Origin of the sequence: Costertonia aggregata (assembly GCF_013402795.1) — a bacterium.
GTDB lineage: Bacteria > Bacteroidota > Bacteroidia > Flavobacteriales > Flavobacteriaceae > Costertonia > Costertonia aggregata.
In genome coordinates this window covers 2,396,100-2,419,147 of sequence record NZ_CP058595.1, presented here as the reverse complement: position 1 = coordinate 2,419,147, position 23,048 = coordinate 2,396,100, and the positions used below count along the sequence as shown (strand labels likewise).

28 protein-coding genes are annotated in these 23,048 nt (G+C 36.6%); 17 read left to right on the top strand and 11 right to left on the bottom strand.

Annotated elements, in window-relative coordinates; translation table 11 throughout:
- Positions 1-42 precede the first annotated feature (42 nt).
- The 7 genes from HYG79_RS11060 (at position 43) to HYG79_RS11030 (ending at position 4,009) form a co-directional block, all read left to right on the top strand.
- Positions 43-687, top strand: a complete 645-nt coding sequence (locus HYG79_RS11060; protein WP_179242151.1) for a hypothetical protein — start codon at positions 43-45, stop codon at positions 685-687.
- Positions 688-699: 12 nt separating this feature from the next.
- Entirely contained in the window at positions 700-1,155 is a 456-nt protein-coding gene (locus HYG79_RS11055) for a DoxX family protein (RefSeq protein ID WP_179242150.1), read from the top strand.
- Between the two features lie 2 nt (positions 1,156-1,157).
- Complete coding sequence (locus tag HYG79_RS11050; RefSeq protein WP_179242149.1) at positions 1,158-1,688, top strand: NADPH-dependent FMN reductase; 531 nt, start codon at positions 1,158-1,160, stop codon at positions 1,686-1,688.
- A 110-nt stretch (positions 1,689-1,798) separates the two neighbouring features.
- Positions 1,799-2,047 (top strand): hypothetical protein, encoded by a 249-nt coding sequence (locus HYG79_RS11045; RefSeq protein WP_179242148.1) that lies wholly within the window; start codon positions 1,799-1,801, stop codon positions 2,045-2,047.
- Positions 2,048-2,150: 103 nt separating this feature from the next.
- On the top strand, positions 2,151-2,645 hold the full coding sequence (locus tag HYG79_RS11040) for an anthrone oxygenase family protein (RefSeq protein WP_179242147.1): 495 nt from the start codon (positions 2,151-2,153) through the stop codon (positions 2,643-2,645).
- Positions 2,646-2,686: 41 nt separating this feature from the next.
- On the top strand, positions 2,687-3,088 hold the full coding sequence (locus HYG79_RS11035; RefSeq protein WP_179242146.1) for a DUF5367 family protein: 402 nt from the start codon (positions 2,687-2,689) through the stop codon (positions 3,086-3,088).
- A gap of 72 nt (positions 3,089-3,160) precedes the next feature.
- Positions 3,161-4,009, top strand: a complete 849-nt coding sequence (locus tag HYG79_RS11030; RefSeq protein WP_179242145.1) for an NmrA family NAD(P)-binding protein — start codon at positions 3,161-3,163, stop codon at positions 4,007-4,009.
- 899 nt (positions 4,010-4,908) lie between these two features.
- Here HYG79_RS11030 and HYG79_RS11025 read toward each other — a convergent pair.
- On the bottom strand, positions 4,909-5,763 hold the full coding sequence (locus tag HYG79_RS11025; RefSeq protein ID WP_179242144.1) for a helix-turn-helix domain-containing protein: 855 nt from the start codon (positions 5,761-5,763) through the stop codon (positions 4,909-4,911).
- 783 nt (positions 5,764-6,546) lie between these two features.
- Here HYG79_RS11025 and HYG79_RS11020 point away from each other — a divergent pair.
- The 4 genes from HYG79_RS11020 (at position 6,547) to HYG79_RS11005 (ending at position 8,401) form a co-directional block, all read left to right on the top strand.
- Positions 6,547-6,891, top strand: a complete 345-nt coding sequence (locus tag HYG79_RS11020) for a single-stranded DNA-binding protein (RefSeq protein ID WP_179242143.1) — start codon at positions 6,547-6,549, stop codon at positions 6,889-6,891.
- A 77-nt stretch (positions 6,892-6,968) separates the two neighbouring features.
- Positions 6,969-7,349, top strand: a complete 381-nt coding sequence (locus HYG79_RS11015; RefSeq protein WP_179242142.1) for a DUF6876 family protein — start codon at positions 6,969-6,971, stop codon at positions 7,347-7,349.
- A gap of 11 nt (positions 7,350-7,360) precedes the next feature.
- Positions 7,361-7,558: a hypothetical protein gene (locus HYG79_RS11010; protein ID WP_072316413.1), complete on the top strand. Its 198-nt coding sequence runs from the start codon at positions 7,361-7,363 to the stop codon at positions 7,556-7,558.
- Between the two features lie 444 nt (positions 7,559-8,002).
- Positions 8,003-8,401, top strand: a complete 399-nt coding sequence (locus tag HYG79_RS11005) for a BfmA/BtgA family mobilization protein (RefSeq protein WP_179242141.1) — start codon at positions 8,003-8,005, stop codon at positions 8,399-8,401.
- A 140-nt stretch (positions 8,402-8,541) separates the two neighbouring features.
- Here HYG79_RS11005 and HYG79_RS11000 read toward each other — a convergent pair whose 3' ends face one another.
- Positions 8,542-9,876: a tyrosine-type recombinase/integrase gene (locus HYG79_RS11000; RefSeq protein WP_179242140.1), complete on the bottom strand. Its 1,335-nt coding sequence runs from the start codon at positions 9,874-9,876 to the stop codon at positions 8,542-8,544.
- 745 nt (positions 9,877-10,621) lie between these two features.
- A complete protein-coding gene (locus tag HYG79_RS10995; protein WP_179242139.1) occupies positions 10,622-11,692 on the bottom strand; it encodes a serine hydrolase domain-containing protein in 1,071 nt (356 codons plus the stop codon).
- Positions 11,693-12,046: 354 nt separating this feature from the next.
- Between HYG79_RS10995 and HYG79_RS10990 the strand changes: the two genes are divergently transcribed.
- Both HYG79_RS10990 and HYG79_RS10985 read left to right on the top strand, forming a co-directional pair.
- Positions 12,047-12,853 carry an RNA polymerase sigma factor gene (locus HYG79_RS10990; protein WP_179242138.1) on the top strand — a complete coding sequence of 269 codons (807 nt, stop codon included), beginning with the start codon at positions 12,047-12,049 and terminating at the stop codon, positions 12,851-12,853.
- Between the two features lies 1 nt (position 12,854).
- Entirely contained in the window at positions 12,855-13,298 is a 444-nt protein-coding gene (locus HYG79_RS10985) for a hypothetical protein (RefSeq protein ID WP_179242137.1), read from the top strand.
- A gap of 9 nt (positions 13,299-13,307) precedes the next feature.
- On the opposite strand, the gene HYG79_RS10980 is transcribed toward HYG79_RS10985, so the two are convergent.
- Positions 13,308-14,264 carry an alpha/beta hydrolase family esterase gene (locus HYG79_RS10980; protein WP_179242136.1) on the bottom strand — a complete coding sequence of 319 codons (957 nt, stop codon included), beginning with the start codon at positions 14,262-14,264 and terminating at the stop codon, positions 13,308-13,310.
- A gap of 436 nt (positions 14,265-14,700) precedes the next feature.
- Between HYG79_RS10980 and HYG79_RS10975 the strand changes: the two genes are divergently transcribed.
- The 4 genes from HYG79_RS10975 to HYG79_RS10960 all read left to right on the top strand — a co-directional run bounded on the left by HYG79_RS10975 (position 14,701) and on the right by HYG79_RS10960 (position 18,079).
- The gene (locus HYG79_RS10975; protein ID WP_179242135.1) at positions 14,701-15,273 is read left to right on the top strand and encodes a TetR/AcrR family transcriptional regulator; all 573 of its coding nucleotides are present in this window, start codon (positions 14,701-14,703) and stop codon (positions 15,271-15,273) included.
- A gap of 119 nt (positions 15,274-15,392) precedes the next feature.
- Entirely contained in the window at positions 15,393-16,178 is a 786-nt protein-coding gene (locus HYG79_RS10970) for an alpha/beta fold hydrolase (RefSeq protein WP_179242134.1), read from the top strand.
- 82 nt (positions 16,179-16,260) lie between these two features.
- Entirely contained in the window at positions 16,261-17,160 is a 900-nt protein-coding gene (locus HYG79_RS10965; RefSeq protein WP_179242133.1) for an NmrA family NAD(P)-binding protein, read from the top strand.
- Positions 17,161-17,164: 4 nt separating this feature from the next.
- Positions 17,165-18,079 carry a helix-turn-helix domain-containing protein gene (locus HYG79_RS10960; protein WP_179242132.1) on the top strand — a complete coding sequence of 305 codons (915 nt, stop codon included), beginning with the start codon at positions 17,165-17,167 and terminating at the stop codon, positions 18,077-18,079.
- 32 nt (positions 18,080-18,111) lie between these two features.
- Here the strand turns inward: HYG79_RS10960 and HYG79_RS10955 are convergent, their stop codons facing one another.
- From HYG79_RS10955 to HYG79_RS10925, 7 genes are all read right to left on the bottom strand, one after another.
- The gene (locus HYG79_RS10955) at positions 18,112-18,351 is read right to left on the bottom strand and encodes a nuclear transport factor 2-like protein (RefSeq protein WP_179242131.1); all 240 of its coding nucleotides are present in this window, start codon (positions 18,349-18,351) and stop codon (positions 18,112-18,114) included.
- A gap of 111 nt (positions 18,352-18,462) precedes the next feature.
- Positions 18,463-18,612 (bottom strand): hypothetical protein, encoded by a 150-nt coding sequence (locus HYG79_RS10950; RefSeq protein ID WP_179242130.1) that lies wholly within the window; start codon positions 18,610-18,612, stop codon positions 18,463-18,465.
- Positions 18,609-18,974 (bottom strand): Atu4866 domain-containing protein, encoded by a 366-nt coding sequence (locus HYG79_RS10945; RefSeq protein WP_228027863.1) that lies wholly within the window; start codon positions 18,972-18,974, stop codon positions 18,609-18,611. The genes HYG79_RS10950 and HYG79_RS10945 overlap by 4 nt, the downstream gene beginning before the upstream one ends.
- Positions 18,975-19,069: 95 nt before the next feature.
- Positions 19,070-19,921: an oxidoreductase gene (locus HYG79_RS10940; protein ID WP_317168440.1), complete on the bottom strand. Its 852-nt coding sequence runs from the start codon at positions 19,919-19,921 to the stop codon at positions 19,070-19,072.
- Between the two features lie 172 nt (positions 19,922-20,093).
- The gene (locus tag HYG79_RS10935; protein WP_179242129.1) at positions 20,094-20,990 is read right to left on the bottom strand and encodes a helix-turn-helix domain-containing protein; all 897 of its coding nucleotides are present in this window, start codon (positions 20,988-20,990) and stop codon (positions 20,094-20,096) included.
- A gap of 91 nt (positions 20,991-21,081) precedes the next feature.
- A complete protein-coding gene (locus tag HYG79_RS10930) occupies positions 21,082-21,999 on the bottom strand; it encodes an NAD(P)/FAD-dependent oxidoreductase (RefSeq protein ID WP_179242128.1) in 918 nt (305 codons plus the stop codon).
- Positions 22,000-22,352: 353 nt separating this feature from the next.
- Positions 22,353-22,910 (bottom strand): TetR/AcrR family transcriptional regulator, encoded by a 558-nt coding sequence (locus HYG79_RS10925; protein ID WP_179242127.1) that lies wholly within the window; start codon positions 22,908-22,910, stop codon positions 22,353-22,355.
- Positions 22,911-23,048 lie beyond the last annotated feature (138 nt).

Here is a 23,048-nt window from a genome sequence, read left to right as displayed (position 1 = left end):
TAGTTCATTTTTTTTCACACTTCACCATCGCAATTTTGAAGTGTGAAAAGAATAATACTCATATCGGCAACATTCTTAATTGGTTTTGTATGCACCTTACAAGCCCAATTCACCCAAATAGAACTGTTTTCTGGATTCGAGAAAACTGATTTCACATTACTCTCTAGTTATTCCATAAAGTACAGCAACACCTTAAGCATAACTACCCTAGCTTTCTTCCAAAAATTCAGAGAAAAAGAAAATCAAATTTTTGATGAAGTAGGCTTACAACCTACATTATTCTGGAATTTTAATGAGACTATATCCGTCGGACCTTCCCTATATTATAATAGTTTCGGAGGGTTTTCAGAAAGACTATCAGCTAAGCTCACCTTAAAACATTCCAACGCTCTATTTATTGTTATTCCAACTGTAGCATATTCAGAAAAGAAACAGGCTAGTCAAGCTGAAATATTTGCCCAATTTCAATTAAGCAAACCACTAACCGCAACTATTTCACTGTGGTTGAATGGACAGTTTCTAACTGTTTGGGATAAGTTCAAATCACATTCCCGAAGTTTCCAACAATTACGTTTAGGTCTATCCTACAAAGGACATCAATTTGGACTTGGGGCAGATTTTGACCAATACGGACATAAACCTATTCAAAAATCCTCTTTCGGATTGTATTACCGTAAAACATTTTAAACTATACATATTATGAAAAATCTATTCAAAAAATTAATTACGACACACCCTAATTGGGGATTTAGTATTGCACGTTTAACGCTAGGATTAGTCATATTTCCGCACGGCGCGCAAAAGTTATTAGGACTCTTCGGTGGATATGGCTATCAAGGTACGATGGAGTCATTGACTACCCAAATGGGTTTGCCAAGTATTGTAGCCTTCTCAGTTATAATGATTGAGTTTTTTGGTTCCATTTCATTGGTTCTTGGAATCTTCTCTAGGTTTTGGGCATTATCTCTTGTAGGTATGTTTACAGGCATCATAATTACTACGCAGTTAGAACACGGCTTTTTTATGAACTGGTATGGTAACCAAGCAGGTGAAGGTTACGAATATTCTATTTTAATAATTGGTCTTGCATTAAGTGTGTTATTAAATGGAAGCGGAAAATGGTCAATCGATACTATAATCTCAAAAAAACAATAATTATGAAAAAAGTAATCACAATTGCAGGCAGCAACAGTCAAAAATCAATCAACAAAGCTTTAGTAGGTTACACAGCTAGCTTATTGAAAAATGTAGAAATCATATCTATCGATTTGAATGATTATGTACTTCCTGTTTACGGGGAAGACTACGAGGCAGAGAATGGCATCCCCACAGCCGTCAAGAGATTAGATGAAATCATCAATACGGCAGATGCATTTATTATCTCTTTAGCAGAACATAATGGTTCCTATGCCGCAGTATTTAAAAATACTTTAGACTGGTTATCACGTTTAGATATGAAAATTTGGAAGGAGAAACCTATGCTACTTATGGCAACTTCCCCCGGAGGAAGAGGTGGAGCAACTGTACTGCAAGGGGCAAGCACCTATTTTCCATTTCTTGGAGCAAAACTCATAGGAACATATTCGTTACCATCTTTTTATGACAACTTTAAAGAAGGTGAAATTATAGAAGAGAGTTTTAGAAAAGAATTAGAAGATAAAACAGTCAGATTTTCTAAAGAACTCTAAATCAGTTTATGGGAATGAACTTTTCGAACAAATCATATTTCCGCTCGAATAAATGATTGGGAGTATATCTCCGCAACTTTGTACCATAATTGCCAATCAACCTTTTAAAAATGAACACATTAGCAAAATTAATTGTCGCCACCTGTCTAGCAATTATAGCAGGACAAAATGACCCTCGCACATCATCTGATGGATATGAAGGTCTAGCGTATGCAGGTCTATCTAAAGAAGACCCGATAGAGGAAAGAGCGTTTACGGTTCTTACAAACAAATGCAATGTCTGTCACGAGAAACGCAATCGTAGACGTGTCTTCACTGAAGATAATATGAATGGCTGGTCAAATGATGTATACAAGTAGGTGTTCATTAAAAAGCGAATGCCAAAAGGCAAGAAAATAAAACTCACCAGCGAAGAGTATCAAGATTTATTAACCTGGATATCATCCATAAAAAATAATAAAAATGGAAATCAACTTTAAAATTATCGTATTGATGCTTGGCATCTTATTTACAGGACTTACGGCAGGATTATGTTTTACGTGGTCTAATGCCATCACCCCAGGAATCGGCAGACTGGATGATTTAGGATTCTTGCAGTCATTTAAGGCGATGAACCGCGCCATCATTAACCGCAGTTTTCTCATCACCTTTTTTGGACCTGTGATTCTACTGTTCATTAATGCCTATTTGCATCGCAACGCACATCCCACGACATTTTGGTCATTTATGCTTGCAGCCATTCTATTCTTTATAGGTGTCGGTTTGATAACAGTTTTTAAAAATGTACCACTCAACGAAATGCTTGATAAAACCGTACTAGAAAACCTTTTGACTATTGAGCTTAAGGAACTACGAACCAAATTTGAGCAGCCTTGGAACCGCTGGCATATACAGCGTACTATAGCCTCATTCACATCATTCACACTGCTGATAATAGGCTTGATATATTCAAAATGATACAGCGAACAAAATATTCATTAATCAATAAACGAACAGTTGTGAAACTAACAAGAGTAATTAGCATTGGAATACTTATTTGGATAATTGGCGTGAGCTTATATGCATTATCCTTCTATGTGCCACTTTTAGAAGATGCAGAACAGCAAGCCAATATTTGGTTATCTATAGTCATAGTCCCCGTGGTTTGGTATGGAGCAAAACTCTATTACCGAAATAGTATTAATACTCACGGATTGAGAGTAGGACTGATTTTTTTCATCATATCTGCAGTTTTAGATGCACTTATCACAGTGCCATTTACAGTTCTGCCTTATGGCGGCACATATTCTGACTTCTTTATCGATTTTGGGTTTTGGTTTATTGGACTAGAGTTCATTACAACGACAACTCTGTATTGGTATCTCAAAGTATTCAAAAAAAGGAACATTCAACACATATAGTATAAAAAGTAATATCAAAAAACCCTCATAATATTGGAGGAGAAATTAATATCAATTTAAAAACGAAGAAAAATGAAAACAGAAAACATTTTAGTTATCGGAGGAACCGGAAAAACAGGAAAACGAGTGGTTCACCTTTTAGAAGAATTAGGTCAAAACGTGCGAATAGGTTCACGTAGTGCATCACCTTCTTTTGATTGGCATCAGCCCGCAGGTTGGGCACAAGCTTTAGAAGGAATAGATAAAGTCTATATTACCTATCAGCCTGATTTAGCAGTTCCTGGAGCATTGCAAGCTATTGAGCAATTGGTGAAAGAATCAAAACGAGCCAATGTGAAAAAACTGGTCATCCTTTCAGGAAAAGGAGAACGTGAAGCGCAACTCTGCGAGCAGGTTATAATCCACTCAGGGTTAGCGTATACTATTGTTCGCGCAAGCTGGTTTAATCAGAATTTTAGTGAAAACTTCTTACTAGAACCAGTACTTGAAGGTGTGGTTGCTTTACCACAAGCACAGGCAAATATCCCTTGGGTTGATGCTGATGATATTGCTGCTGTGGCTGCCAAAGCTTTAACTGAAGATGAACATAACGGGAAAATCTATGAACTTACTGGTCCGAGAACCTTGACTTTTAAAGATGCGGTAAATGAAATTGCCAAAGCAAGTAATCGTGAACTTACCTTCATTCCTATTTCAGTGAAGGAATATAGCGATGGAATGCGTCAAGCCAATATTCCCGAGGATTTTGTGTGGCTTATCGAATACCTTTTTACTGAAGTATTGGGCAATCCTGAATTAGCCGAAGTGACTAATGATGTTGAAAAAGTGTTGGGTAGAAAACCTATCGATTTTACCGAGTATGCAGCTAAAGTAGCAGTAACTGGGGCTTGGAACGCCTCAGTACCACAGATTAATAAATGAATTTAAAAAGGCTCCAATATACCAAAATTGGTTTTGGAGCTTTTAAATTTTGATGAAAATACAATGCCCTTAGTCACTTTAGTTCTATGAAGAGGTGAATCAATTTTAAAGTAAAAGAAAGATGGTGATACCCTATCCATTAATTAAACCAAAATATTATTGGTCTTTGATAAAGGACTTAAGTGCTTTTATTAAATCCCCTGTCTATAATACAGGGCTGCAAAAAAGCACGAAAAACAAAGTCTATGATACCATTGGCCTCTTTTTAATTAAGGTGGTTTTCTCAGTAGTAGTCGCATCATTACTTCAGTTTATCTATGACCCTGAAAACTTGACTTCCACAAGTATGGCGGAACGTTTTTCTCCATTACTCTTACTGCTAGTAGGTGGAATTGTGTTACCTCTATTCGAAGAAGTGACCTTTAGACTGTCACTAAAATTTAATCCAATATATCTTGCCTTAACCACCGGAGGATTTTCATATTACATTCTAACTAAGGCAGTCTTTAAAAGTAGATTATCGCTTATAGATGACTCATTATGGTATAGAGTAATAACCGCTGTTATAATAGTTCTAATTACGTATGCCGTTTGCAGAAAAAAGAACATTTGTTTAGTGTTACGGCAATTTTGGGAGAAGAATTTTAGAGTGATATACTACTTGTCTTGCCTAAGTTTTGCTTGGTTACACATTTTTAATTTTGTGTTAAGTTTAGTCAACCTTTTGTGGATGCCTATTCTAACACTTCCACAACTATTCAGCGCAACTATTGCAGGATATACAAGGGTTGCCTTTGGTTTTCAATATCCACTTTTGGTACATATGACAACCAACATTTTCTTTTTGAGTCTCGCATTTTTACCGATGGACTAGAAAAGAATTTCAGTGAATTTTTGGATTACTTAATCTGGCTTGGGCGATAGCCAAACTTTTTCGCGAAAGCGTTAGAGAATGAACTAAGGCTATCGTACCCCACTTGCCACGCGGCTTCTTGTACTGTGGCTTCATTTTCACTTATGAGTTTATGCGCAGAAGTAAGTCTTTCATTTTGTAGATATTTAAAAACAGGAACTCCAAAAATGGCTTTAAATTCTTTTTTAAGTCGGGTAGTATTAAAACCAATCGCCTTTGAAAGCTCTGAAAGTGAAGGTGGATTTTCTAAATTTTCCAGAAGAATATCTTTTGCCTTATTCAATTGCTCTCTATGTAGTGGCTTCGAAGCTTCTTCTTGTTTTAATGAAAGTTGACCAAAGAAATGAGATAACAACGCAGTAATCTGACTTCTAAAAAACATCATTTTGGTTTTTCCTGAATAGGTGTTAGAGAAAAAAGCATCCACGATGTTTTCCATCTCTGGTGTCATAAAAAAACTTGGCCCCTCGACGTAGTGGTCTTTAGGATTGACCAGTTCATTCAACAAATCAGAAAACAACTCGCCTTCTTCATTGGGAAGTTCTTCGAGCTTACTCATCTTTGTAGCAACGACAATACATCTTAAACTTTTATCGGGGCTAACGGTATGCTCAAATTCTACTTTTTCATCTGCATAAAAAGCAAAGGATAGGCCTTTAGTGTAGTGAAAGTCTTTTCGTTTTTCACCGTATTTAACCGCTAAATCTACATTTCCCGAACCATAAAAAGCGACAGCTACTATGGGCTCATCAAAATAACACGCATCCACTTCTACCTTAGATGAATTTGCTTCTTCAACTAAAATTACGAAGTCATTGATATGGATAAAATCGCGGGTCATTTTTCGAATGTTAATTTAAAAAATTTTGACGTTTTCTCATACACTATCTCTCCAGTTTTAGGTTGGGCAGGTTCTTCTATAAAAACCGAGATACAATGCCGTTCAGCACATTCCCCTACATTCCGTTGCTCTTCATTCCGGGAAAAGAGCTTCACTACAAATATCTTGGACACAATCCCCAATTTCAGCTTTCCATTCCGTTAACCCTTTCCGCTATGCTGGAAAGGAACACTACATTCCCAAGCCAAAATTGTGAATTAAGTCCGCTTTCTCATCGGAAAGCCATCACTTCGGTTTTCTTAACAGGATTTTCGGCGCGGACTTCTTGAGCCCTCACTCGAAAATCCTTAAAAACCGAACCGCTGTCTTATACATTTTAAGGGGTTTATAATGGATAAAGCCTTTGTTGTTTTTCGGGTCGTCGAAAAACAGGCACGGCATAACCAATTCTACATTAAACCCAGCCACTCATTTCGCTTAACTGTCGGTACGCTCAAATCGTGACCGGATTTAAAAGAATTGCTAATGCCCTTATGGAACTTGTCAAGACCGTGGCAAGTTTTAGTGAAAAATAAGGTATCTACTTCCTTGAAATCCGCCGAAAAAGGTCGGATTTACTACGTCGCAAACACACCTGATTTATTCCCTAAAAGTCTTGACAAAACCCACTCTATCCATTGTGCGATGCACGAAAGAAAAGAACAAACACCCCTTAAAATTTCATCTGAATTGAAAAGGGAAATATTAATCAAGCCTGTAAAGGGCATTTAAAACCATTTAGTTATGAGTACTATTAGAAATCACGTACAGTTGATTGGAAACGTTGGACAAGAGCCAACCATTACGAACCTTGAAAGCGGTAAGAAAGTAGCCCGCTTCTCACTCGCCACGAACGAGTATTACAAAGACAGCAAAGGCGAAAAGCAAACGGACACCAACTGGCATACCTTAGTGGCTTGGGGCAAGACCGCTGAAATCGTTGAGAAATATGTCGAAAAAGGCAAGGAAGTTGGGATTACGGGAAAACTAAAGACCCGAACCTATACCACGGACGATGGAAACCAACGCTATGTTACCGAAGTGGTAGCCGATGAAATCCTGTTACTTGGGAGTAAAAACGACAAGTAGGACTTAAAATTAAAGAGGGCGTTCCTCTGGAAAGTTGCGCCCTCTTTTTCATTATTCACACATTAAATATATGCACAATGAAAGCACAAGTTAACGCAATTAAAGAGCGGTTGCAATATTTTAATGGAACAGAAATGTTCTATCAAATCCCGCTATTGAAAACACGATTTACCGATGGATTGAAATATCTATCGGAAGTTGCCGAATGTTTTTGGCTCATTACGGATGCTTCCGTAATTGCAAAAAGTCTGATGAACCGAAGCGAATTTATCACTATCGATTTTAAAAGATTGCCCGAAGAAAAACAGGATTATTCGGGTTACGAAGCCGAAATAATTTACAGCGATGGCAACGATAACATTTTAGAAAAACACGGCTATCGTGCTACCGATTTTCCACTCGATGAACTGCGGTTGTTTTTTGTAAATGATACGCTGATGTTATCAAGTGAATATTAAAATCTATCGCTATTGTATATCTCAATTTTACAGACTTGAGCGAGGAAGCTCAAAACCGACTTTTGGAAACGTCCAAAGAAGATGTGAAACGAAAATTTGGGGATAGCATTCGCAAATACGTTAAAGAAAATTATGGCTGTTTTGAAACGATGATAGAGGAAGAAGCACTTCGCAATTTGTATTCCTACACCTATGTATTTAATATATGAAATTTTGAAACAATAAGGTAAACGCCTCTGAATTTTCAGAGGTGTTTTTGTGTGTAATTAAACCTACATCAAGAAAAAATCACTATCTTTCTTTCGCTGAAATTCAGAATTCAAATTAAAGTAAGGTTATCCACTTTTCGACTTTCGCCGATAGCCTTGCACATCGAAAAATAACATATCGGAAAATCATTTTCCCTGAAAATGGCAATCGGCTTTTTAGCCGGATTGTATGGATTTTTGTCACGCTTGCGCGTGACGAAAAGGAATAGCAAGAGGGTAACGGGCTGCGCCGCGTTACATATTCCATTTTCGTTTTAATCCGTTGATTTTTAATTACTTAAAAACAAACAGGATTTAAAAATTCCAACAATTTGCGTCAAATGGTCTTGGAACACCAGTAAATAGGGATGGATTTACGTCAAATCTTTAAAAAAGCGGAAGGAAATGGATTCATTCATCACTATCAGGTTCAAACGAAAAACTGCCAAGCGGTTTCAGGAATTTTCCAAAATGCACTTTAAAACGCATACCGAGGCGATGGAAAACATCCTTGATTTTTTCCTCTATAACGAGATTTCCCCAAAGGAAAAGTTAGGACCAACCGGACGTACTATCGAGGCTAAGTTGCTCAAAAGAATCAACGCTGTCATCGCCATAATGCGTGATGTAGAAAAGAAACAAACCAAACCAACGGTCGCAATGTTGCAATCCCTTTTTGTAATGGACGAACCCAATAAAAAACCTTTAATAGTTGAAAAGAAATATGCCGAAGAAAAGAAAGAAGTACGCTTTCGCGAAATCGAGTCTACGAGATTCACGAACGAAGAGAGAGCGAAGCTGTAAAAGCAAAATCTAAAAAACGAACTCTAATATTCGAGCTATGTACATCACAATAACACCTCAATCTGGGTTGGCAGTTAATTAATCAAATTTAAGTAATTTTCTAGGCTTAGTACAGTCTATCTATTGAGATCATTTAGACCCTATTTGAAATTTACAACCCTATCTAAAGCCTCATCTGCATCTTTATGAATAAAATTTGCTTGGTAATTCAAAGTAGTTTTCAAATCGCTATGTCTATACAATTTTTGGAGCATTTGTGGATGAATTCTATCGCCTGCAATATTACCAAAAGTATGTCTCGCAATATGGTTGGATAAATTCTTGTCGATATCACAGGCAGTAGCGATACGCTTTAAATATTTATTGAAAAGCTTGGTGGCATTTCTGATTTTTCGGAACAAATCTTCTTCATCCTGTGGGTTTACGTATTTAAGAAAAGGGAAGACGTAACCGTTATTTTCATTCTTCTGCGGCTTATAACTGTTTATGATTTTCAATGCTTTGTCCGAAATTTTTAAACTAACAGGCTTTTCGTTTTTGTCCATTGTGTACAAAAGTCTACCGTCCTTAATTTCAGCCCATTTCAATTGCACGGCGTCGGATATTCGTATTCCTGCAAAGTAAAAAGCTGTGAGCCACACGTTTTTGCTATGCCAAATGCTTGTCTGCTTTTCTAGTTTTAGTGATTCAATCCGTTCTACTTCATTTGGAACAAGACCAATTTTGTGACTCGTTCCTATTTTGATTTTTTCATTCTCTCCGGAAAACGGATAGAAAGTAGCGTCCACAACTCCTTCTTTTATTGCACTATTGAATAAAGTGCGAATGAAAATAAGTTGATTAGTAATGGTTCTTGTTTTATGCTCAAGGTGCGAACTACAAAAGACTTTATAATTTTTTATAAACGCATCTGAAATATCTTGGAAGTGAAGCTTTTTATTTTTCTTGAAAGCTGTAATGGCATCCTTCAAATGAAGCTCGTTCTTTCTAGCTTTGCTAGTTCTTTCTTTTCTTCTTTTTTTAATTTCAAGTCGTGATTGCTCAATAGGTATTGAATCGTCTTTAGATAGGAATTCGGAAAGATTATAAAGAATGGACATCTCTGATTTGGCAACCGAATAGACCTTTTTATTAAATTTACGTTCTACTCGCTTTGCTGCAAATTCAAAAAAAGATTGTGTGCCTCCTGGCCCCTTTAGTTTTTCTTTCGCTTGCTTTGTAGACAAAGGTTTTACATTGGCTAGATACAAATCGTTAGCTTCTGTTAATCTCTTTCTTAAATAGTTGTTGAGTTTTTTAGAATTAAGATGCGACCTTTTAACAAGGCCCGCATCCTTATTCCAATCTTTTTCGAGAACGTACTGACCGATGAAGACATAGTTAGTTTTGTAATCCTTACTAATACGAATAGCAAGTGGAGCAGTACCGTCTTTCCTCTGCTTATTTTTTCTGCGTACAATCTTAACACTTGCCATAGTGTAAAGATAATAAAATTTAAAATGAAAGGGTACAAAATAGGTACAGAATAAGATGCTTTTAAATACTATTATCTATAATCAAAATTTACATAGTGTATTGTAAAACATAGTGTTTGTAGAGTTTTGTTTAAAATTGACTGCTGTGTAATTAAAGCTCATAACCCGAAGGTCACTGGTTCGAGTCCAGTTCCCGCTACTAGAAAACAAAGGGCTTCACGAAAACGTGAAGCCCTTTGTTTTCTACATAGTACAGAATAAGTACAGAATTCTCCATTATTCGGGTATTACATATTATTTCGTTCTATTTGGGTTGTTTTGACATTATTTTTGATTTAGTCCAATACTTGTCCAGTGATTATTAGAAAAGGACAATTATAAATAGAAGTTAAATATCATACAATATACCCACAAGTTAAACTCGTAAAATACTTTCATCAAAAGACTACGGTATAAAGCCATCGCTTTATCCCCTGCTCATTTATTCCGTTTCCTTTTGAGCCAAGATTTTATCTTCCGTTTGGTTTCTGCTCAAATATTGTTTAATCTAAAATTTCAACATAATGAAAGATGTATCTAAAAACCCAAGGATTTCCATTTAGGAAGCAAAAGAGCACTATCAGCTGAGCAAAGAAAACTATTGCATCGGGTCAGGTGAAAGTCATCTGGCCTAATATCGCGAAAAGTATCCTATGTATTATGCGGTGCCACTGAATATTGTTTCATCTTAGTAATTAATAATGAACTATTGTTTGTAAAGAATAGGTTGTACTTTCCGAAGTATCGCCCACATATCAGAACTACCCATACCATTGGATAGGATGGTGATATTCATTTCCTTTTCTATCAATCTGAACAACATACCCTCTGTCCCCCAAATATTACCAGGTCTCGAAGCACCGTGATGGCGCTGTTCATTACCAATAGGAAAGGAAAATGACCACAGGCCGCTTGCATAGGAATCAAAATCTTTGACACCCTCAACAGGCTCAAGAAGCTTGGTTAAGGACTTTTCGCTGATTAACTTTCCACTATAAAGAGCATTCGAAAATGTATTCAGGTCGCCCAAGTTGGAGTACATATTTCCTGAAGCACCATAGTTTTCACCATAGTACGGAATATCTCTCTCGAACTGGTTTGCCTCTGTATTCCACCAGTAAGTGGTAGCGAGATTATCAATAACTTTATAGTTAAGAATTCCTGTGTTATTCAATTCAAGAGGGTCAAGAATTTGTTCCTTTAAAATGGTCTTGAAAGGTTTTTGGTGGATTTCTTCCAACACCTTACCAAGAATGATATAATCGGCATTATTGTAACTGAATTTTGTGCCTGGAATAGTGTCCAATTTCCCGCTGGCGAATTTATGATATACTTCATCAGAAGTGTATTTTTTCTCATAAACCATATCTCCACCACTTTCAAGGCCTTCAATGCCAGAGGTAGAGGTCAATAGCTGGTGAATATTCACTTTTTTAGTGCCCTCGCCTTTATAATTCGGCAGAACCTCATAGATTGTTTTTTCTAAAGTCAACTTACCCTCATCAATTAATTTATAAATCAATACACTAGTGAACAATTTGGTGATAGACGCTACCTTGAACTTAGTTTCTCTGTTGTTTGGTATATCGAATTCCTGATTGGCCATACCATAACTTTTAAAGAACAAAACTTTATCATTCTTTGTTATTAGGATGTTTCCGTTAAAATGGTTTTCCTTAGTGTAAGTGTCGAGAAAAGATTGTAGTTCTTTGGTTTGACTGTTAACGTGATAAAATGCCGTGCTGACAAATAAAAAAATAAAAAGTTTGGATTTCATATTTCGATTTAAGAATATGTTTATAATCAAGGATATCTAAAAAGAGAAAATGTTACAGTTATTTCCATTCACCTGAATAGAAAATTTCCATTTTGGCACCCTCCCTATGCTTTACGAAATACTATATTCTAGGCAAATAGCTTCACTAAAAAAGTCATTGATACTATATTCAATTTCAGCTTGTCAATATGTTGGTCCTTTTCTCCAAGCAGGAGAGCGACACAAAATTCTCAAATCTTTTTTTTCTAAGCTCTGCCTCTCTAAGCCGAAAACTGCAAACTAAAGTTTAACATAAAAATTTTAATCCTTTTAGTCACACTCGTATACCACAAATTGTCTAATTTATAAAAACATATGAAAGACCATCTCAGCGCATTAGTACAAAAAGCAAACTTAGGGGACAGAGAAGCACTTGAACAGGTATTATTGAAAATTAAGGATCTGGTTTATAACCTTTCCCTTAAAATGCTGTTATTTCCCGAGGATGCAAAAGATGCGACCCAAGAAATATTGATTAAAGTGGTCACTCATCTCAGCACCTTTAACCATAAAAGCCAATTCAAAACATGGGTTTACAGAATAGCAACAAATTACTTGCTCAATCATAAGGGAAAACGCTCAAAAGAATTTGCAATGCCTTTTAAGGATTATACTGACTTGATCGATTTGGGGCATTCCAATGAGGTGCGATATACCAAGAATGAAGGCGAGCTTTCGCTTTTGGAAGAAGAGGTAAAAGTAAGCTGTACACAAGGTTTATTACTCTGTTTGAACGAAATCGATAGAATGGTTTACATTTTGACAGACATTCTAGGATTCAATGGTGTAGAGGGCTCGGAAATCTTAGGTATTTCTTCTGAAAATTACAGGCAGAAACTATCACGTTCAAGAGCAAAAGTTAGAAGTTTCCTCAATAACAAATGCGGTCTAGTAAATCCTGAAAATCCTTGTCGTTGTACTAAAAAAATAGATTTTTTGATAGACCAGAAAATCGTCAATCCCAAAGATTTGCGTTTTGCACATTTTTCAGACCGAAGTATCGATTTGGTAGGCCGAATAGACGATTTGGAAAAATCAGTCGCTATCTATCGTTCTACACCAAATTTTCCCGCGCCCGAAGAACTATTGGAGGAAATCAAAACCACTCTAAAAATCAATTGAAATGTCCAACTCTATTTTTAATCCAAAGCGATTCGTTATCATCACATTAATCACGAGTATTTGGATTAATGTATCAGAAGTGTTTCGCTACTTTGTTTTGGTGATGCCCAGAGTCAAGGCCTTTTTCAACAATAAAGAAGGCGTTGCAGAAATGGATTGGGGCATATTTGCTATTTGGGGATTATGGGATACTTTATTAACTGGTGTTCTTGTATTCGTTTTTTGGCTGTATGCAAGCGTTTTTGGACATTCAAATCGGTCGGCAATGATTTCAGGTACAATAGTTTGGTCTGCAGTATTTGTAATCTTTTGGGTTGCTACCGCAAATATGGGATTGTCTGAATGGAATATACTATGGATAGCTTTGCCACTAAGTTGGATTGAAATGGTTGTTGGAGCTTGGATTGCATCGAAATTGTATTATAGGTTTGAGCCAATCAAATAATCAGCCTGTTTAAAGACAAAGTGCATACCCATCAAAGAAATTCCATAACACCTCGCTTGCATTAATATCCTCATTGGTTTCCCAAGCAATAGTTTCGTAGTCCACGTTCTCAACACCTGGCCAAGTATGTCCGCCATTGTTCACTTTATAGAAAAGCACGTCGGCATTACAAGCACAGTCGGAATACTCAAATAAAGTAACTGTAGCGTTATCGGTCATATCCAAATCAGGTAAATCCAATGGCTCATTGGTAGTTTGGCATACGTTATTGGTTTTCCAGAAATCGACCAAAGTTTCAATTCCCTCAATGGGTGAGGGATTGTTGGCTACGGTTCCACCTTCATAAGGCACGAACGGGTCTAAATCGCCGAAGATGAATGCCATTGGTATTTTCTGTGAAGTATTACATTGACTGAGTGTTTCCGAGCCAATGGTGCTGCCCAAGCTAGCCATTGCCGCAAATTTATTTTCGGTTTCACAAGCTATTTTCTGTGTCATAAAACCTCCGTTTGAAAATCCGCAGATATAGATTTTATGTGAATCTATGGCGTAGTTCTCTTCCAATTCAACCAATAACTTATCTATAAAACCTATGTCATCAATACCCATATTGGTCGCACTGGTTTCCCTTCCATCTGCCCAACTGAAACCATTCTGGGTTGGTCCGAAGCCTTGTGGATAGGCAACAATAAATCCATTGCTGTCAGAAACCGGGTTCATTTGGGTAAACCCTTGAACGCTTTCTGCTGTACCGCCACCACCGTGAAGAACTATGACCAAAGGGACTTGTGCAGTTCCATCATAAGTAGGTGGTATATGTAAAATGTATTCCCTGATATTGTCTTGATGAATCAGTGTAGCATTAATGGTCGGTGGAAATTCCTGTGGTTCAATACTATTTTCATCTTTGTTATTGCAGCTTGATAATAAAGCAATATAGAGAAGACTCTTTACAATCAGTTTCATTCATCAGGTTTTTTGGTCAACTATTAGGACTAATGTTATCTCAAATAGTTTAATATAAAACGTAAAATTCCCTTTTTTTGTTTTGTACTAAGATTCAATATCTGCTTGGTTTAAGTTAATTCACTCAGCACATTACCTTGTATTTCAAAAAAATTTCATTCCGGAAGGTAGCCCTTCGCCACAAAGATCATGAACACCATCCCAATTTTGGTTTTCCATTCGGTTAGTCCTTCTCGATGCACTTGCCGATAAAGAGGATAAGAAAGTATAGTTCAGTTTACAATATATTCAGATAGATTTGACCAAGGAGTCCAGACAGTTTTCTAAAGCTGATTTAGCAGCTATTTTAAGCTGGTTTACGAGGAAACTAAGTCTATCTTCGAATGAAAAATAGATATTTTAGTATTTTATGAATATTTATTCATATTTTTGTTTTATGTCTGATACCAAAACAAAACGTCTTAATCAAATTTTTGATGCTACCCTTCGACTTACGGGAAAAGTTGGGATTGCTGGCTTAAAAATGTCCAATATCGCGAAAGAAGCTTCAATGGCAACCGGAACACTTTACATTTATTTTGAAAATAAAGAAGATCTGTTGAATGCTTTGTATTTCAAATTACAGAAAGAAAGTGCCCCTGCTATTGTCAATGATATAAGCCATCTCGCAATAAATATTCAGCTGTATAAGATGTGGAAAATTGCCCTAGAGCGTTTGGTAGACAACAATCTTAGAATAATTTTTTTAGAACAATTTGTAATATCGCCATACATTTCAAAGTCCAATAAACAAATAGATATTGGGTTCAAGAATTACTTGAAACAGCTATTGGAACAAGGGAAGTCTGAAAATTTGATCAAGGATGCCAATAGTGATATGCTTATTGCATTGATAATTGGCTTTGTAAGAAGTTTTTCAACCCATATAGTTAACGATTGTAGCGGAAAACTCACTGAAAAATCCGTTGATGAATCGTTCTCTCTATGTTGGAATGCCATAAAGAAATAAAAAATTTAATTATATGATGAATAAATATTCATAATAAACTGAAAATAATGAAACTATATAGAATTTCGATACTATTACTCTTTGTATTAACCGGTTTTCTTAAAACAAATGCACAAATTATGGAAAATAAAAAAATCAATATCAATGGCGAAAGCATAGCCTATCTCGACAATGAGAAAGGTAATACAACCTTATTATTTCTTCACGGCGCATTCATCAATAAGGAATACTGGAACGCGCAATTATCCTATTTCTCAAAAAACTACCGTGTTATAGCAGTCGATTTACCAGGTCACGGAAAATCTACTCATAATATAAAGGATTGGACGGGTCCGAGATTTGGTAAGGACATCAGCAAATTCATTCAAGAGTTGGCATTACAAAATGTAATAATCATAGGACACTCTTTCGGTTCGGACGTTATGCTCGAGACCGTTACCATCAATGATACCGATATTATTGGTTTGGTTGAAATCGACCATATGAAAAACGTTGGGATGGAATTACCAAAAGAGGCAGTTGACCAAATAGTTGCTGGCTTGAATGCGGATTTTGAGGCTACCTGTGAGCAATTTGCCAAACAAGCATTGTTGACCGAAGCAACTGACCCAGAAATTGTTTCACGATTATTGGCGGATTATAAAGAAATGAATCCCGAAATAGGTATTCCCTTACTTAAGTATGGTTTTAGTTATCCGCCGAGCGAAACAGAACTCTTAAAAGGCCTAAAATTAAAGTTGTATTCCATTCACGTTAACTATGCACCTACCAATGAAGAAAGTCTTAGAAAATATCTAGGTAATAATTATGAGCTGCATAAGATGGAAGGGACTTGTCACTATCCGATGATTGAGAATGCAAAGAAACTCGATGCTCTGCTCGAAACGATTATCACAAAAATCTAATATTTAAACACAACATAAGTAGATTTCGATACATAACTTTTTTCGTTCTTGCTGAACTTTGCACCAAACAAAAAACATAATTATGAAAGTTACACTTGCAGGTTCACTAGGACGTATCGGAAAAACCTTAGCTCAAAAATTAGTTAAAGAAGGTCATACAGTTACGGTTATCAGTAGCAATCCGGACAGAAGTAAAGACATAAATACTTTAGGCGCAATTCCCTCCATAGGTAGTTTACAGGACACTAACTTTCTTACATCAGTTTTTACAGGTGCTGATGTAGTATATGCAATAGTTCCCCCAGCAAACTATTTTGACCAGACTCTCGATTTGTATCAATACTTTGTAGAATTGGGCGATAGTTTCAAAATGGCCGTAGAAAACTCGGGCGTTAAAAAGCTTGTGAATTTGAGCAGTATTGGCGCACATTTAGAAAAAGGCAATGGCATATTAGAAGGCACCTATTATGTAGAGAACGTGCTGAACAGTCTACCCGAAGATGTAGCCATAACTCATATTCGACCTGTTGAAATTTATTATAACCTTTTTCAGTTTGTTGATTTAATTAAACATCAAGGTATCATTGGCAGTAATCTCGATAAAGATGATGTCAATGCTTGGGTCTCACCAGAAGATATAGCCGAAGCAGTTGCAAATGAAATTATCAATATCAAATCAGGTCGTAACGTAAGATATATTGCAAGTGAAGAGCTTACCTACTCCGAGCTGGCCACTATTCTTGGTAATGCCATTGGTAAGCCAGATTTACAATGGGTAAAGTTCACCGACGAGCAAGTTTTGGAAAATCTTATAAATGTGGGAATGCAGCCAGCAATTGCGCATAAAATGGTAGAAATGTACGCTGCCATCCATAATGGTTTATTATACAAAGATTATAGAAAGAAAGAACCTAAAATTGAGGGTAAGGTCAAAATGAAGGATTTTGCTAAAGAATTTGCCGTACTTTATAATCAAAAATAAAATAATGCAACCGCATCGATTCCAAACCATAGGGCAGTATCATAAATTCAGGGGATTAGCTGGACCAGCTCATCCGCTCATCAGCGTCTTGCGCATCGAGGCTATCAAGAAACTAAATGATGAAGAGCCCAAGCACTTGATTCAGGATTTTTACATGGTTGCACTCAAGAACAATGTGAATGCAGTAATGCAATATGGTCAGCAAAAATATGACTTTGACGAAGGTGCATTGATTTTTTTAGCACCTAGTCAACTATATGCGATACAAGCCGGCGGTAACCTGACCCACAAGGGATGGTTACTACTTATCCATCCTGACTTCTTTTGGAACACCTCACTGGCAAGGACTATTAAAAACTATGCGTATTTTCATTATGATATCAATGAAGCATTGCATCTTTCAGAAAAAGAAGAAAAGACGGTTGTAGGTATCTTGCAAAATATCGATGAAGAATGCCAATCGAATATTGATAAATTCAGTAAAGCTGTAATTATATCACATTTAGAAACTCTATTGAATTATGCCGATAGATTTTATCACAGGCAATTCATAACCCGGGAAAAGCAAAACCATGAAATATTAGCGCGGTTGGAAAGAATGCTTTCGGATTATTTCAATAACTCTTCGGGTTTAGCAGACAATGGAATCATATCAGTTACAAATATAGCTGGCTTACTAAATGTTTCTCCTAATTATTTAAGCAACTTACTTCAGGTGTTAACAGGGAAAAGTACCCAACAGCACATTCACGATAAATTGATTGAAAAGGCAAAAGAGCGATTGGCCATAAGCGAATTGTCTATAAACGAGATTGCCTATGAGTTGGGTTTTGAATATTCACAGTCTTTCAGCAAATTATTCAAATCAAAAACGGGACAGACACCAACCGACTTTAGAAACTCTTTCACAAAGGATTAAAAACCATTATTAATGTCAACATTGGCATAGTATCATTCAACCAATTTAGCCAAGGCATGTGTATCTAAAAAGGCCGTTATCTTAACTACTTTGCCACTACCGTCAAAACTTAATTTCCAGGCATATTCATTGATATAATGATTCCCATCAACAGTCTTTGCTTTACCTTTCCATTGAAACCACACAATATCTTCTGATGCATTGATGTCTATAAGTTGTGGCACTAGGCTAGTGGACAGGAACTCATTAATGGGGATAACGGCCTTATCCATAAACTCCTTTTTGCCTTTATAAATTCCAGAATAAGGGGCATTGCCTGTAACCCGCCAAACCATATCTTCATCCAGTACGTCAAAGAAGCTGCCTTTGCCCGAAATCCATTCCTAGACCGCTTTTTGAACGATGCTGTGATTTCTTGATTCCATATTATCAATCACTGTACTCTTATACACTTTTTCAACGACGTCTTCACTTTTCTCTTTGCAGGAGAAAAGAGCCAATAATAGTATCAATGCGATAGCAGCCGTTTTCATGGATTCTTTTTTTTGTACAATATCATTCCGCCGTGATAGAGTATACCATCCTTAAAATCCCCATCCGCAGTAAAACCGGTATCATCTTTATATTCTATGTGGTTTCCTTTGACCCTGTACTTGCCCTGATAGGCACTTTCTCTATTGCCACGAGCTTCATCGTAACGTCCATTGGGTAATAAGTTGTGACGTACGTGATTGTCTTCCGTCACCCACATTCCTATATATTCCTTTGTTTCTTCTATTGTTTTCTTGGTTTCCATCTTTTCGTTGTTTATTGCTTCTTTATCTTGGCTTTTACATTCAGTAAACGAAGCCATTGTGATTAAAAGGCCCATAATCATAATATTATTGAAGTTCATTTTAATTCATTTTAGATTTTCTTCAAATGAGAAAATAGCTATTACACTTAGCATACAATCTCTTATGAAATAGCTCTTCTCAAGTTGAAATGATTTTAGGAAGCATTTACATTTTCAAAATCCGTAGAAACACCAAGTGATTTATGGGCTTCCATCATTTCCTGAAGATTAGTTATTTTTTGATTTACAAACTCATAAGCGTCACTACCTAGATAGAGATGCGTCGGTGGATTATCCATTTTTGAAAGTTCTATAAATACATCTGCTGCTTTTGCTGGGTCGCCAGCTTGATTGCCGTGAATGTCTTGAGCGTGCATCCGGACGGTCTCTCTTGCAGATTCATAAACGTCGATGCTGCGTTCGCTCGTTTGCATGGAGTCACTACTTAAGAATTCCGTTCTAAAATATCCTGGGGACACACAGGTCACATTTATGCCGAGCGGCTTCACTTCGGTTTGTAAGGCCTCGCTAAAGCCCTGAACCGCAAATTTCGTTGCACAATAAATACCATATCCAGGGAACGTTGCTACGAACCCACCAATGGATGCGATGTTCATTATATGCCCAGAACCCTTTTCTCGCATAATAGGAAGTACATTCCTGATTACGTGCAGAGAACCGTAGACATTTACATCGAAATTCTGATGTACTTCTTCGTGCTGTAATTCTTCAATCGCACCGCCCAATCCATAGCCGGCATTGTTGACTACAACGTCTATTCCCCCAAAATAGCTTAACGCTTTGTCAATGGTGCTTTTTACATCATTTTCATTGGTCAAGTCCATTGCTAACGGTAAAAAATTATCGCTCTTTTCAGAAACTTTTTCGATTAATTGACTTTGATTTCTTGAAGTTGCCGCAACTTTATATCCGGATTTCAGTAATTTCTCGACCAGGTGTAAGCCCAATCCTTTTGATGCACCTGTGATGAACCATACTTTACTCATACTAATTTGTTTAAGACCTGTCTACCGACAGGCAGGTTAATATTTTTTGTCTCAAACAAAATTATGGTTGTCACACGCTTACTCTCGTATATCAATCAAACCAACACTTATAGATTTCAAACAATAATGAAGTTTTTGCTCTTTTGCGAAATCGAAATGAGCACTTCATAAGTTAAACTGCCTGACGAATGGATGTAGGCGTTGTAGCAGTTTGCTTCTTAAAAAACGTGGTAAAATGGGCAGGTTCATCAAAACCCAATGAATAGGCTATTTCAGAAATTGACCAATCGGTTAGTCGAAGTAAAATATGAGCTTCAGAAACAATACGTTCTGAGATAAGTTGTGTTGTAGTTTTACCTGTTGTTTTTTTAACCGCTCGATTCAATGAATTTACGTGAATCGAAAGCCGGTCTGCGAAGTCACTTGGGGTTTTTTCAGTGATACAATAATTCGTTGATTCTACTGGAAACTGACGTTCTAAAGCTTCTTTAAAGATGATTGTTATTCGCGTGCTCGCATCTAATTTGGTGGCTTTTATTCTGGTAGGTTGTAATTTTAGGGCGTAATGGATGATATCTGAAACCTTACTTTTTATTACTTCATACTTATAGTGGTATGTAGAGTCTATTTCTGTTGTGATTTGCTCAAAAACCTGACTTATGTAGTTATCTTGTTCTCGTGTCAATTCAAAATTGGGATGCCCGTCAATACTAAAAACTGGCAGATTCGAGGGGCTTTCGTGTATAGAATTCAAAAGAAATTGTTCTTTAAAAATCAAAAAACTTCCTGTGCATTCCCCACTACCTTGCACAAAAGAATAAGGAACTTGTGGATTAAAGAACATTAACGTACTTCCATTAGTCTCAATACTTCTATCGGCATAATGAAAAGTGTGTTTGCCCCGGATTAAGGTAATTTTATAGAAATCCCTTCTTGTGTAATTAACGGGTTTGGCATTTGGGCTTAAACTTTTTTCGAGGTCAAATACATTAAAATGCCCGATTCCAGAAGGCTGAAACCTGTCCGTTGCCAATCCTTTGTTCTTATAAAATTCAGTCAGATTTTCCATAACTCTTTTTTACAAAATTAGGGATTGTCACTTATATATTTCAAACAGATTTATAATTGGTTACTGGTACTCAAAACCATTCATTCTAATATTAATTGCTTATCCAATCTTCCTGTATCATTTCCATATTGGAAACGCCACCCGAAAGATTTCCAGCGTATACCGCTTGGGCAACCGAACGTATAAAAGTAGTGTTGTCCCCACAGGCAAACACACCAGGAACCGATGTTTTTTGAAACATATCAACTTCAATAAAACCTTGTTCGTTGAGTTGACATCCTAATTCCGAAGGTATAGTCGAATGTTGCTCAAAAGGTACTCGAGCATAAAGTGCCTTTAGGGTTTCTGCAGTACCATCCCTGAATTTTAGTTTTTCAATATGGCCTTTTGTATGCTCAATAGAAGCAATTGGCTTTTCAATTACAACGATATTGTTTCGGTTGAGTTCATTAACTTGGTCTTCACTCAGTTCAGATTTTCCATCGGTGTAAATGGATAGCTCGTCCGTCCAGTTTGAAATCAGTTTTGCCGTTTCAAAAGCACTATCCCCATTTGCAAGGATTCCTGTTTTTACTTTCCGTACTTCATAACCGTGGCAATAAGGACAATGCACTGCAGTGATTCCCCAGCATTCTGCAAAGCCATCTATTTGGGGTAGAATATCCTTTATACCAGTGGCGAAGATGAGCTTTCTACCTTGAAAAGATTGACCAGATTGTGTTGTAATTTCAAAACCGTTCTCTAGTTTTTTTCCTTGTACTGCAAAATCCTTTAAAAATTGTACCGTTGGATATTCCAGAACCTGTTCTTTTGCTTTCGCTGAAATAGATGCTGGGGTAGCGCCATCTTGCGTAATGAAATTATGGGAATGAGGGGTCTGCTCGTTGCAAGGGTTTCCCGCATCGATGATAAGAACATTTCTAAGTGACCTTCCTAAAGCCATTGCTGTAGAAAGGCCTGCATAACTACCACCTATAATCAGCACATCAAATTTTGTTTCTTTTGTCATAATATCTAATTTTTTAAAAGCAGATAACGGCAAGGGTAGCATAACTAGCGATGACGCCGATAAACTTTGTTTTATAAATTTTCTTCGGTTTCCCATTGTGTTCTCATATTAAGCTATGGTGTAGGTCATTAATAGCTTCTTCTATAGAATTCCCATAACCTTTTAGAATTCCATCACCATTTAAATCAGTAAGAACTACTGTATATTTAGAATTTAGGACTTCTATTTTTAAGTGTTTTAAATCCATTGGATTTATGGAACAACTTTTTACGTTCTCTTCTAAAGTTTCAATCATTGCAATCAAAGTTTTCTAGATTATGTCTCAAAAGTGAGACATATATATTTAAATTTTTTTAAGGTGCAATTCCTTTTATGAATGAATTCCACGCAAACCTTTTTATACCGGGTTTTGATGATTCGTTACTACTGTCGGTATTTACTGTACTACTAATTATTCCAGCGTGTAAATTTTGAATCCACTGAACCGTCATTTGTTTATTGATGACACCACTTTTCTGCAAATCTTTAACGATGGTCGTAAAACTGTTATATATGAAATCATAGTCAGCACAATCCTTATTATTTTTACTGTGATTATGACCATCTTGCTGATGAAGCTTGTAAAAAAACGAATACTTTGCGCCACAATTAATGCCAGCGTACAACATATTTTCCAACTGAATCAATGGGTCATTGGAACTATTTATAGCAGTTATCATTGCTTTCTTGCAACTTACTTCCATCTCACGTTCACAAGTTGCAACCAACTCTTCTCTATCCCTAAAATAGCGATGTAAGGTTCTTCGCGTAATATTTGCATTGTCGGCTACTTTTTGCAATGGCGCAGAAAAGTCCTGATTGAAAACTTCAATAGCGGATTCGATAATGCGGTCTTTTGTTTCTGATAACATAGAGGTTAAAGTTAGTAAAATTTTTCGGTGTTTCACAAATGTGTGACATTACATTCCCAACCTCCTTAACACATTGTCCTATATTTTGCGGAAAGCTATATTACAAGAGGACAGCCCTTCGCCACAAAGAACCGCTCA

Excerpts from the sequence above, each read along its gene's own strand:
- HYG79_RS11025 (WP_179242144.1), bottom strand. The coding sequence starts at position 5,763 with ATGACCCGCGATTTTATCCATATCAATGACTTCGTAATTTTAGTTGAA.
- HYG79_RS11040 (WP_179242147.1), top strand. The coding sequence starts at position 2,151 with ATGGAAATCAACTTTAAAATTATCGTATTGATGCTTGGCATCTTATTT.
- HYG79_RS10980 (WP_179242136.1), bottom strand. The coding sequence starts at position 14,264 with ATGAAACTGATTGTAAAGAGTCTTCTCTATATTGCTTTATTATCAAGC.
- HYG79_RS11015 (WP_179242142.1), top strand. The coding sequence starts at position 6,969 with ATGAAAGCACAAGTTAACGCAATTAAAGAGCGGTTGCAATATTTTAAT.
- HYG79_RS11055 (WP_179242150.1), top strand. The coding sequence starts at position 700 with ATGAAAAATCTATTCAAAAAATTAATTACGACACACCCTAATTGGGGA.
- HYG79_RS10950 (WP_179242130.1), bottom strand. The coding sequence starts at position 18,612 with ATGAAAACGGCTGCTATCGCATTGATACTATTATTGGCTCTTTTCTCC.
- HYG79_RS10970 (WP_179242134.1), top strand. The coding sequence starts at position 15,393 with ATGGAAAATAAAAAAATCAATATCAATGGCGAAAGCATAGCCTATCTC.
- HYG79_RS10940 (WP_317168440.1), bottom strand. The coding sequence starts at position 19,921 with ATGAGTAAAGTATGGTTCATCACAGGTGCATCAAAAGGATTGGGCTTA.
- HYG79_RS11045 (WP_179242148.1), top strand. The coding sequence starts at position 1,799 with ATGAACACATTAGCAAAATTAATTGTCGCCACCTGTCTAGCAATTATA.
- HYG79_RS11005 (WP_179242141.1), top strand. The coding sequence starts at position 8,003 with ATGGATTCATTCATCACTATCAGGTTCAAACGAAAAACTGCCAAGCGG.
- HYG79_RS11030 (WP_179242145.1), top strand. The coding sequence starts at position 3,161 with ATGAAAACAGAAAACATTTTAGTTATCGGAGGAACCGGAAAAACAGGA.
- HYG79_RS10990 (WP_179242138.1), top strand. The coding sequence starts at position 12,047 with ATGAAAGACCATCTCAGCGCATTAGTACAAAAAGCAAACTTAGGGGAC.
- HYG79_RS10995 (WP_179242139.1), bottom strand. The coding sequence starts at position 11,692 with ATGAAATCCAAACTTTTTATTTTTTTATTTGTCAGCACGGCATTTTAT.
- HYG79_RS11050 (WP_179242149.1), top strand. The coding sequence starts at position 1,158 with ATGAAAAAAGTAATCACAATTGCAGGCAGCAACAGTCAAAAATCAATC.
- HYG79_RS10955 (WP_179242131.1), bottom strand. The coding sequence starts at position 18,351 with ATGGATAAGGCCGTTATCCCCATTAATGAGTTCCTGTCCACTAGCCTA.
- HYG79_RS10985 (WP_179242137.1), top strand. The coding sequence starts at position 12,855 with ATGTCCAACTCTATTTTTAATCCAAAGCGATTCGTTATCATCACATTA.
- HYG79_RS11020 (WP_179242143.1), top strand. The coding sequence starts at position 6,547 with ATGAGTACTATTAGAAATCACGTACAGTTGATTGGAAACGTTGGACAA.
- HYG79_RS10945 (WP_228027863.1), bottom strand. The coding sequence starts at position 18,974 with ATGAACTTCAATAATATTATGATTATGGGCCTTTTAATCACAATGGCT.
- HYG79_RS10925 (WP_179242127.1), bottom strand. The coding sequence starts at position 22,910 with ATGTTATCAGAAACAAAAGACCGCATTATCGAATCCGCTATTGAAGTT.
- HYG79_RS10965 (WP_179242133.1), top strand. The coding sequence starts at position 16,261 with ATGAAAGTTACACTTGCAGGTTCACTAGGACGTATCGGAAAAACCTTA.
- HYG79_RS10960 (WP_179242132.1), top strand. The coding sequence starts at position 17,165 with ATGCAACCGCATCGATTCCAAACCATAGGGCAGTATCATAAATTCAGG.
- HYG79_RS10975 (WP_179242135.1), top strand. The coding sequence starts at position 14,701 with ATGTCTGATACCAAAACAAAACGTCTTAATCAAATTTTTGATGCTACC.
- HYG79_RS11000 (WP_179242140.1), bottom strand. The coding sequence starts at position 9,876 with ATGGCAAGTGTTAAGATTGTACGCAGAAAAAATAAGCAGAGGAAAGAC.
- HYG79_RS10935 (WP_179242129.1), bottom strand. The coding sequence starts at position 20,990 with ATGGAAAATCTGACTGAATTTTATAAGAACAAAGGATTGGCAACGGAC.
- HYG79_RS10930 (WP_179242128.1), bottom strand. The coding sequence starts at position 21,999 with ATGACAAAAGAAACAAAATTTGATGTGCTGATTATAGGTGGTAGTTAT.